The following is an 8,098-nucleotide window of genomic DNA, read 5'->3' as shown; positions in this document are numbered from 1 at the left end:
CGCGCGGCCGCTGCCGGCACCACGCGCCAGACCCCGCGCCCGCAGCGTCCGCGCGAGCGCAGGTGACCCTCTCCCCTGTTGCCATCGGCATCGCGGCTGCCCTCGCCTCGGCGACCGCCTATGGCATCAACATCGTCTATGCGCGGATGGCGACGCAACAGGGCGTATCGGCGGCCGATCTCGTCTTCCTGCGCGTCTTTCTGATGCTCGGCGCTGTCGCCGTCGTCGTTGCCCTGCGCGGCCGCAGCCTCGCCATCCCCCCAGCCGGCCGCCCCGCCGTGGTCGCACTGGGCATCGCCTCTGCCGGTGTCGGCCTCGCCTATTTCTTCGCGGTCTCCTTCGTGCCCATCGGCGTCGCCGCCATCATCTTCTACACCTTTCCGCTGCTCATCCTGCTGGCCAGCCCCTTCGTCGAGGGGGGCCGGCTGACGCTGCACCGGCTCGTCGTCTTCGCCCTCGCCTTTGCGGGTCTTGCCATCGCCATCGGCCCAGGCCTCGGCGCCATCGACATCCGCGGCATCGCGCTGGCGGCGCTCGCCAGCATGATGGCCGCCTGGCAGTTCTTCATGGCGGCGCGGGCCGGCCGATATGCGCAGCCCGCCGTGCTGATGTTCTGGTCGCATGTGGTCATCATGCCGATCGCCGGTGCCGCCGCCTTGCTGCTCGGGGGCATCAGCTGGGGGGCGATCGGGTCGGCCTGGTTCGCCAGCGCCATGACCGTCGCCGGCTATCTCGTCGGTTTCGCCCTGCAGATGGTCGCCGCCAGGCGCGCTCCGGCGGCGCTCATTGGCCTCGTCTTCTGCCTGGAACCGGTGGTCGCCATCCTCTTCGCCGGCCTGATCCTTGGCGAAACGCTGGGCAGTGCCCAGATGGTGGGTAGCCTTCTCGTCCTCGCCGCGCTCGTCGCCTCCTCGCTCGTCGAGTTGAAGCGCGGAACCCCGCCCGTCACGCCTCGCGCCAATGCCTCCGATGTCCGCTGAACCCGCTCCCCGCCGGCCGCGACCGCCCGTCCCCGTCACTGTGCTGACGGGCTTTCTCGGTGCCGGCAAGACGACGCTCCTCAACCGGCTGCTCGCCGACAACGGCATGAAGGACACCGCGGTCCTCATCAACGAGTTCGGCGAGATCGGCCTCGATCACCTGCTGGTGCGCACCGTCGAGGAGGGCATCGTCATGCTGTCTTCCGGCTGCATCTGCTGCTCGGTACGCGGCGATCTGGTGGCGGCACTCGAAGACCTGCTGCGTGCCGTCGACAATGGCCGCGTCGAGCCCTTCGGCCGGGTGATCATCGAGACGACGGGGCTGGCAGACCCGATACCGGTCATCCACACGCTGATGGCCCATCCCTATCTCGCCATGCGCTACCGGCTGGACGCGGTCATCACCGTCGTCGACGCGATCAACGGGCTCGCCACCCTCGACGCCCATCCCGAGGCCGTGCGGCAGGCGGCGGTGGCCGACCGGATCGTGCTGACCAAGACCGACCTGGTGACGGATGCGCCGACCCGCGCGACCTTCGACCGGCTGATCGCCCGGCTCGCGGGCCTCGCCCCCGCCGCCCGCCGGCTCGATGCCGCGAAGGGCGAGGCGTCTCCGGCCGATGTGCTCGCGGCGGGCCTCACCGACCCCGTCACCAAGATCCCCGACGTCGCGCGCTGGCTGAACGACGAGGCGCTCGCGGGCGCCGACGGCTCCCATAGCCACGACGACGGTATCCGCGCCTTCGCCCTCACCAGCGATCAGGCCATGGGCTCCGCTGCCTTCGACATGTTCCTCGAACTGCTGCGCGGCGCCCACGGCCCGCATCTGCTGCGCGTCAAGGGCGTGGTGAAGATCGCCGAGTTTCCCGACCGGCCGGTGGTCGTACACGGCGCCCAGCACGTCTTCCATCCGACGACGGTGCTCGATTCCTGGCCCGACGGCGATGCCCGCACGCGCATCGTCTTCATCCTGAAGGACATGGACCCCGCGGTGATCCAGGCACTCCATGACGCCTTCCTTGGCATCGCCCGGAACGACCAGCCGGACAGGGCGGCGCTGACCGACAATCCCCTCGCCATCCCGGGCATGCGCTTCTGACGCGCGACGCTCTTGCCCGCCGGGCTGTCAGGTGCTCGACTGGCGACGGAGGCCTTCATGGACTGGTCGGCGACGCAATATCTGACGTTTGAGGACGAGCGAACACGGCCTGCCCGCGACCTCCTGGCGGCGATCCCGACGCGCGATCCGCGCCGCGTCGTCGATCTCGGCTGCGGCCCCGGCAACACTACCGAACTGCTGCTCCAGACCTTTCCGAAGGCCGAGATCATCGGGATCGATTCGTCCCCGGACATGATCACCAATGCCCGCACACGCCTCAGTGGGATCAGCTTCGCGGTCGCCGACCTCACGACCTGGCGGCCGGACCCCGCGGCGCCCGTCGACATCGTCTATACCAACGCTGTCCTGCAATGGGTGGCGGGGCACGAGACCCTGCTGCCCCACCTCCTCGGCCTTCTCCCCGCGGGCGGAAGCCTCGCCGTCCAGATGCCCGACAACCTCGACGAGCCGAGCCACGTCGCCATGCGCACGGCGGCGCGGGCAGGGCCCTGGTCACACAAGCTGGCGGGCGCCGAGGGATCGCATACGCCGATCGCCCCGGCCGCTGCCTATTACCGGATGCTGAAACCCCATGCGGCGCGGGTGGATGTCTGGCGCACGGTCTATCACCATCCGCTGGATGGCCTCGACGGCATCGTCGAATGGTTCAAGGGGTCGCGGCTGCGGAGCTATCTCGGCCCGCTCGACCCCTCCGAGCGCGAGGCCTATCTCGCCGCCTATCGTGCCGCGCTCGCGCCGCACTATCCTTTCGACGCCGGGGGCAAGGTGCTTCTGGCCTTCCCCCGTCTCTTCATCGTCGCCACGCGCTGACACCACCTGCCCAGAACACAAAAAACGCCGAGGAAACATCCATGAACCGCATCGATCTCGCTGGCCGGACCGCCATCATCACGGGGGGAGCCCGCGGCATCGGCTATGCCGCCGCCGAGCGGATGCTCGAGTCCGGCGCCGAGGTCGCCCTGTGGGACGTCGATGCGGCGAAGCTCGCGGAGGCCGCGGCGACGCTTGCGTCCAAGGGCCGCGTCTCCACCCATGTCGTCGAACTGACCGACGAGTCCTCGGTCCAGGCGGCCACCGATGCCACCTTCGCGGCCCATGGCGGCATCGCCATTCTGGTCAACAATGCCGGCATCACCGGCGGCAACGGCAAGACCTGGGAGCTCTCCCCGGAGATCTGGCGCCGCGTCGTCGAGGTCAATCTCGTCGGACCCTATCTGACATGCCGCGCCGTGGTCCCCGTCATGCTCAAGGCCGGCTACGGGCGCATCGTCAACATCGCCTCCATCGCCGGCAAGGAAGGCAACCCCAATGCCTCGCATTATTCGGCGTCGAAGGCGGGGCTGATCGGCCTGACCAAGTCGCTGGCCAAGGAACTCGCCACCGCCGGCATCCTCGTCAACTGCATCACGCCCGCCGCGGCCAAGACCGAGATCTTCGACCAGATGAAGCAGGAACATATCGACTTCATGCTGTCGAAGATCCCGATGAACCGCTTCCTGCAGGTGGGTGAGGCCGCCGCCCTGATCGCCTGGCTGTCGTCGGAGGACTGCGCCTTCTCGACCGGCGCCGTCTTCGACATTTCCGGAGGCCGGGCGGTCTACTGACGCCCCTTGCCGCGTCTCCTTGTGCAGTGCACCATGCACTTGACCCGCTGACGGAGCCGCACCCTGAGTGATCTCAGTCTGACCATCGCCATCGTCGACGAGAGCCGCTCCCGCGCCGCCATCATCGAGGAGGGCCTTCGCGACGCCGGCTATTCGAAGATCGTCCATATCGGGGAGATGACCAATCTCCTCGCCCGGCTCTATGCCACCGACCCCGACGTGGTCGTCATCGACCTGGAGAACCCGTCCCGCGACGTTCTCGAGCAGCTCTTCCAGGTCTCCCGCCTGGTGAAGCGGCCCGTCGCCATGTTCGTCGACCAGTCCGATACCGGCATGATCAACAAGGCGATCGAGGCGGGAGTCTCTGCCTATGTGGTCGATGGGCTGAAGAAGGAGCGGGTCAAGTCCATCCTCGACATGTGCATGGCCCGCTTTCACGCCTATGCGCGGCTACAGAACGAACTCGACCAGGCCCGCTCGGCGCTCGAGGAGCGCAAGATCGTCGAGCGCGCCAAAGGCCTGCTGATGCGCCACAAGGGCATCACCGAGGACGAGGCCTATACGCTGTTGCGCCGCCGCGCCATGAACGAGAAGAAGAAGCTGGGCGACATCGCCCAGGCGGTGGTCACCGGTCTGGAGATGCTCGGATGAGACGGATCACCATCGGCTTCATCCCGCTGACCGATGCCGCCCCTCTGATCGCGGCGCACGAGCGCGGCTTCGCGGCGGAGGAAGGCCTCGCCTTCGATCTCGTGCGCGAGGTCTCCTGGGCCAACATCCGCGACAAGCTCTCCATCGGCCTCTTCGATGCGGCCCATATGCTCACGCCGCTGGCCCTGGCGAGCGCGCTCGGAATCGGCCACGTCAAGGTGCCGATGATCGCGCCGATCACGCTGGCGCTGAACGGCAATGCGATCACGCTGTCGGCGGCCTTCGTGCGCGAACTGGGGGGCCTGCCGGAAGATCCGGTGGCGGCCCTGCCGCTGATTGCCGCGGCCATCCGGCGACGGGAAAGCGCCGGGCTGAACCCGCCGGTCTTCGCCAGCACATTCCCCTTCTCCACCCACAACTACATTCTGCGCGCCTATCTCGCCGCCGGCGGCATCGATCCGGACCGCGACGTCCAGCTCGTCGTCATCCCGCCGCCGCTGATGGCGGGATCCCTCGAGAAGGGCCTGATCGACGGCTTCTGCGTCGGCTCACCCTGGAACTCGGTGGCCGTTGACCGTGGCGCCGGCCATATCCTCGCCCCGAGCTCGGCGCTTTTCTCGCGCATTCCCGAGAAGACGCTGGTGATCGGCGATACGCTGGCGGCCGGCGATGGTGAGACGCTGCGCGCCATCATCGCGGCGACCGCCAAGGGAGCGGCCTGGTGCGCCGATCCCGGCAATGCCCTCGAACTGGCGGCCATGCTCTCGGCCCCGCATTATCTCAGCGTCGCCGCCGCCCTCGTGCTGCGCACCATCGAGGGCCGGCTGATCTTCACGCCGGGCGGGCCCTCCCGTGCCGTGCCCGACTTCATCCGCTACGACGTGCCCGGCGCGGCGCGGCCCGATGCCGGTCGCTATGCCTGGCTCTATGCGCAGATCGTCCGCTGGGGGCAGACGCGGTTCGATCCGGAAGCCCCGGCCAAGATCGCCGCGCTGATCCGGACCGACCTCTTCGACGCGGCGGTGGGCGGAGCGCCGCCCGCCGCCCTCGCCGACCCGATCGGCAGCATCCTCGAGCCCGCGTTCGATCCCGCCGCTCTCGGCGATTATCTCGCCCGTTTCGACGCCCGCGGCCTGCCGAAGCTGCCTGCCTGAGCGGCGATTGCACTGCACAACGAAACGGCACCGCGACCCCGGTCTGCCGTCGTTTCGAACGTTTCCAACCTCGCCCGGTCGGCCTGCCCCTCCCGGAACGTTGAAGACAGGCGGTTTCCGGCCCCGGAGGCACTTGGCACGGCCCTTGAATATCCTTTGTCTCAAGGGTTGGCCCGAGGGTCGCAACCCGGCCCAGTGCTGGGCCCTTCAGCAACGCCGCTGACAAATGTCCGACGTGCCGCTCTCCGACCGAGAACCGGCGACGACGAGGCCTTTGTCGGCGGTTTTTTTGTGCCCGGAACCAGCCGGGCGGCATGAGGACCCATCCCGTCGCGGCCCGCCGCGGCCGCCATTCACCTGTTCCTTGACCGTAACCGGGACCTGACGATGACAAAGACCTTCCAGGCACAGTCCCTCGCATCGGCGCGCACCAGCCGCCGTGCCTTCCTCAAACGGACCGCCGCCACCGCCGCCCTCTTCGCCGCCGCCAAGGCGGCCTTGCCCGCCGGTGCTTTCGCGCAAGGGGCGGGCCCCGAGGTGAAGGGCACCAAGCTCGGCTATATCGCGCTCACCGACGCCGCGCCGCTCGTCATCGCGCGCGAGAAGGGCTTCTACGCCAAGCATGGCGTGCCCGACATGGACATTTCCCGCCAGGCCTCATGGGGCGCGACGCGCGACAACATGGCTCTCGGGACCAAGGCCAATGGCATCGACGGCGGCCACATCCTCCGGCCGAAGACCCATCTCTACAGCACCGGCAAGGTGATGCAGAACGGCCAGCCGGTGCCGATGTACACGCTCCTCAACCTCAACGAGGACGGCCAGGCCATCTCGGTGTCCAACGAGTACAAGGACCTGAACATCCAGAAGGACGCCTCGCCGCTGAAGGCGGCCTTCGAACGCAAGAAGGCGCAGGGCAAGGAGCTTACCGCCGCCATGACCTTCCCAGGCGGCACGCATGATCTATGGATCCGCTACTGGCTGGCTGCCGGCGGCATCGATCCGGACACGGACATCAAGGTGATCGTCGTGCCGCCGCCGCAGATGGTGGCGAACATGAAGGTCGGCACCATGGACTGCTTCTGCGTGGGCGAGCCGTGGAACGAGCAACTCGTCAACCAGAACATCGGCTACACCGCGATCACCACCGGCGAGCTGTGGTTCAGGCACCCTGAGAAGATCCTCGGCATGCGCGCCGATTGGGTCGACGCCCATCCCCGCGCCACCCAGGCCATCCTGATGGCGGTGATGGAAGCGCAGCAGTGGTGCGAGAAGATGGAGAACAAGGACGAACTGGCGCAGATCGTCGGTCGCCGCCAGTGGTTCAACGTTCCCGTCAACGACATCAACGGTCGCCTCAAGGGCAACATCAACTACGGCCACGGTCGGACAGTCGCCAATTCGCCGCTGCGGATGAAGTTCTGGGGCGACGGCGGCGCCGTCTCCTATCCGTGGAAGAGCCTCGACACCTGGTTCGTCACCGAGAACATCCGCTGGGGCAAATTCGAGCCCAATACCGACATCAAGGCGCTGGTCGACCGGACCAACCGCTCGGATCTCTGGCTGCAGGCGGCCAAGACCCTCGGTGTCACCGGCGTCCCAACCTCGGATTCGCGCGGGGTCGAGACCTTCTTCGACGGCGTGAAGTTCGATCCCGCCGACCCGCAGGCCTATCTGCGCGCCCTCAAGATCAAGCGCGCCCAGGTCTGATCGGCGCGGTCCGATCGAAAACCCCGCCGCCCGGCCCGTTCGGGCGGCTCCTCACCTCCGGCAAGAGAGCGCTCATGTCCAGACCCGCATTGAGAGCCGTCGAAACGATGCCTGATCCGTCCGCAGCCGCGCCCGCAGCCGCGGCCAAGGTGGTGACGTTGGCACCGCAGCGGTCCGCGAACCGGCTCGCCTTGCTGAAGCCGAAGCTTGTCGCCATCACGAGCGTGGTGGTGCCGCCCCTCCTCACCCTCGCCCTCATCCTTCTCGTCTGGGAAATCCTCTGCTCCGGCCAGGGCGCGACCCTGCCCTCGCCGAGCCAGGTCTGGCGCGACGCGAGCGACCTGATCCTCGATCCGTTCTTCGTCGCGGGCAGCCAGGACATCGGTCTCGGCTGGCGGGTCCTGACGTCGCTGCAGCGCGTCGCCATCGGCTTCGGCCTCGCCGCGCTCGTCGGAATCGCCGTCGGAACCCTCGTGGGGCAGTCGACCTGGGCCATGCGCGGCCTCGATCCGATCTTCCAGGTGCTGCGCACCGTGCCGCCGCTCGCCTGGCTGCCGATCTCGCTCGCCGCCTTCCGTGACGCCAATCCCAGCGCCATCTTCGTCATCTTCATTACGGCGATCTGGCCGATCCTCATCAACACCTCGGTCGGCATCCGCAACATCCCGCAGGATTATCGCAACGTCGCCGCCGTGCTGCGGCTCAACCAGATCGAGTTCTTCTGGAAGATCATGCTGCCCTCGGCCGCACCCTACATCTTCACCGGCCTGCGGATCGGCGTCGGCCTCGCCTGGCTCGCCATCGTCGCGGCAGAAATGCTCACCGGCGGCGTCGGCATCGGCTTCTTCATCTGGGACGCGTGGAACTCCTCCAAGCTCT

General features: G+C 67.9%; 8 protein-coding genes. All 8 read left to right on the top strand.

Annotated elements, in window-relative coordinates; translation table 11 throughout:
- Positions 1–980, top strand: a 980-nt coding sequence (locus Q8O26_RS00150) for an EamA family transporter (protein ID WP_305572284.1), incomplete at its 5' end; no start/stop codon positions are given.
- Positions 970–2,079, top strand: a complete 1,110-nt coding sequence (locus Q8O26_RS00145; RefSeq protein ID WP_305572282.1) for a GTP-binding protein — start codon at positions 970–972, stop codon at positions 2,077–2,079. The genes Q8O26_RS00150 and Q8O26_RS00145, both read left to right, overlap by 11 nt.
- Positions 2,080–2,136: 57 nt before the next feature.
- On the top strand, positions 2,137–2,910 hold the full coding sequence (gene tam / locus Q8O26_RS00140) for a trans-aconitate 2-methyltransferase (RefSeq protein ID WP_305572280.1): 774 nt from the start codon (positions 2,137–2,139) through the stop codon (positions 2,908–2,910).
- A 41-nt stretch (positions 2,911–2,951) separates the two neighbouring features.
- Complete coding sequence (locus Q8O26_RS00135) at positions 2,952–3,704, top strand: SDR family NAD(P)-dependent oxidoreductase (RefSeq protein ID WP_305572279.1); 753 nt, start codon at positions 2,952–2,954, stop codon at positions 3,702–3,704.
- Positions 3,705–3,767: 63 nt separating this feature from the next.
- A complete protein-coding gene (locus tag Q8O26_RS00130) occupies positions 3,768–4,355 on the top strand; it encodes an ANTAR domain-containing response regulator (protein WP_305572286.1) in 588 nt (195 codons plus the stop codon).
- Positions 4,352–5,509 carry a CmpA/NrtA family ABC transporter substrate-binding protein gene (locus Q8O26_RS00125; protein ID WP_305572277.1) on the top strand — a complete coding sequence of 386 codons (1,158 nt, stop codon included), beginning with the start codon at positions 4,352–4,354 and terminating at the stop codon, positions 5,507–5,509. Before Q8O26_RS00130 ends, Q8O26_RS00125 begins: the two co-directional genes overlap by 4 nt.
- A 387-nt stretch (positions 5,510–5,896) precedes the next feature.
- Positions 5,897–7,219 (top strand): CmpA/NrtA family ABC transporter substrate-binding protein, encoded by a 1,323-nt coding sequence (locus tag Q8O26_RS00120; protein ID WP_305572275.1) that lies wholly within the window; start codon positions 5,897–5,899, stop codon positions 7,217–7,219.
- A gap of 74 nt (positions 7,220–7,293) precedes the next feature.
- The coding region (gene ntrB / locus Q8O26_RS00115; RefSeq protein ID WP_305572273.1) for a nitrate ABC transporter permease at positions 7,294–8,098 on the top strand (805 nt) is incomplete at its 3' end.

Origin of the sequence: Phreatobacter sp., assembly GCF_030691135.1 — a bacterium.
Lineage (GTDB): Bacteria > Pseudomonadota > Alphaproteobacteria > Rhizobiales > Phreatobacteraceae > Phreatobacter.
Note: the sequence above shows the minus strand (reverse complement) of the source record. Positions and strands in the feature narration are given on the sequence as shown.